At 74.8% G+C, this 1,809-nt stretch carries 2 protein-coding genes and 1 pseudogene; 2 read left to right on the forward strand and 1 reads right to left on the reverse strand.

The features are described 5' to 3' along the window. Window positions 1-265: pseudogene (locus tag C1I99_RS31395) on the reverse strand (phosphatase); the annotation flags it as partial. A gap of 229 nt (window positions 266-494) precedes the next feature. Here C1I99_RS31395 and C1I99_RS31400 point away from each other — a divergent pair. Together C1I99_RS31400 and C1I99_RS31405 are read left to right on the forward strand one after the other, a co-directional pair. After that, window positions 495-1,010 carry a sigma-70 family RNA polymerase sigma factor gene (locus C1I99_RS31400; RefSeq protein ID WP_111137754.1) on the forward strand — a complete coding sequence of 172 codons (516 nt, stop codon included), beginning with the start codon at window positions 495-497 and terminating at the stop codon, window positions 1,008-1,010. Beyond that, window positions 1,007-1,699 carry an anti-sigma factor family protein gene (locus C1I99_RS31405; protein WP_111137753.1) on the forward strand — a complete coding sequence of 231 codons (693 nt, stop codon included), beginning with the start codon at window positions 1,007-1,009 and terminating at the stop codon, window positions 1,697-1,699. Before C1I99_RS31400 ends, C1I99_RS31405 begins: the two co-directional genes overlap by 4 nt. The last annotated feature ends 110 nt before the right edge of the window (window positions 1,700-1,809 follow it).

Raw genomic sequence — 1,809 nt, forward strand, 5'->3', positions numbered from 1 at the left:
GGGCGGCGGCGGCGGGGGCGGCGCCGGCCAGCGCGCCGGCCGCCGCGCCACCGAAGCCGAGCACCAGCGCGCCGACCGCGCCGGCCCGGACCACGCCGCGGCGCGAGACCGCCGCGTTCACCATGTCCCCGAAGTACGCGTTGTCGGAGGTGTTCGGGACGGGATGGTCACAGGCGTTGCCGCACCGGTAGAGACAGGTCATGGCATCGCGGCTGCCGTGGCGCGGGGCGCCCGCCAGCGGGAGCAGCCGAGGACGGTCGCTCATGTGAAGGAGCCTCCTGGATGGGGTCGGCGCACGCCGGATCAGCCGCTGACGTGCGTACCCGCCGGACGCTAGGAGAGCGTGGTGAGCGGTCGTCGGCGCAGGTGTGAACTGGGCGTGAACACCTGCGCCGGGAATACCGTGGTGACCTGCCGCTGAACCGATCGGGGTGACCGCACGTATTTCCCGGCGACCGCATCGCCGGACTCGCGTCGGAAGCGAGGAGACCGCCATCAGCGACCACGACGCCCAACTGCTTCGCGCGCTGCACGACGAGCACGCGGAGGCGCTGTACGCGCACGCCCTGCGGCTGGTCAACGGCGACCGGCAGCGGGCCGAGGACCTGGTGCAGGAGACGCTGCTGCGGGCGTGGCGGCACCCGGAGTCGCTCGACCCGCGGCGCGGCTCGGTCCGGGCCTGGCTCTTCACCACCGCCCGCAACCTGGCCATCGACGCCTGGCGCCGCCGGTCCACCCGGGTCGGCGAGGTCTACACCGACGAGTTGCCCGAACCCCCGGAGACCGTGGACGAGGCGGAGCGCGCAGTGGAGGCCTGGACCGTCGCCGAGGCGCTGAACCGGCTCAGCCCCACCCACCGTGAGGTGCTGGTCGAGTGCTTCTACCAGGGGCGGTCGGTGGCCGAGGCGGCCTCCCGGCTGGGCGTGCCGCCGGGCACCGTGAAGTCCCGGACGCACTACGCGCTGCGCTCACTACGGTTGGTCCTGGCCGAGATGGGGGTGACGGGATGACCCGGTGCGAGTTCGCGTACGACGACGGCGCGTACGTGCTGGGTGCGCTGGCTCCCGCCGAGCGGGCGAGCTACGAGCGGCACCTCGCCGGCTGCGCCGCCTGCCGGCAGGCGGTCGCCGAGATCGCCGTGCTGCCCGGGCTGCTCGGCCGGCTCGACCCGGCCGGCCTGGAGCAGTTCCTGCCGCCGCCGGAGCAGTCCCGGCTGCCGGACCTGCTGACCGCCGCGCGGGAGCGCCGGCGCCGCGAGCGATCGGCCACCCGCCGGCGGTACGCGGTCACCGGGCTGGCCGCCGCCGCGCTGGCCCTGGTCGTCGGCTTCGGCACCGCCGTCGTACTGCCCCGGGACGCGAACACGCCGCCGCCCGGCGAGGTGCGGATGGTGGCCATGCAGCCGGTGGCCGGCACGGTTCCGGTGCACGCCGAGATCGGTTTGGCCGGCACCGACTGGGGCACCGAGGTGATCATGCGCTGCGGGTACGACGCGAGGGCCGGCTACGGCAAGGCGTACACCTTCCGGCTGATGGCGCACGGCCCGGACGGCGCGACGGAGCAGATCGGCTCCTGGCTGGCCGCCCCCGGCGACGATCTCCGCATCACCGGCGCGACCCGGTTCACCGGCGCCGAGCTGGTCCGCCTGGAGCTGCTGCGTGCCGACGGCACCCCGGTCCTCGCGTACGACGTCCACTGATCCCGCCCCGGCCCCAACCTGTTGGCGCTCTCGCACCTGATGCGCGGGCGAACCGGGTATCCGCGGCGGCGGATGGCTGGCCGAACTGCGGTCGCGGAGGTGGGTCAGGG

The organism is Micromonospora deserti, from assembly GCF_003236335.1.
GTDB classification, from domain to species: domain Bacteria; phylum Actinomycetota; class Actinomycetes; order Mycobacteriales; family Micromonosporaceae; genus Micromonospora; species Micromonospora deserti.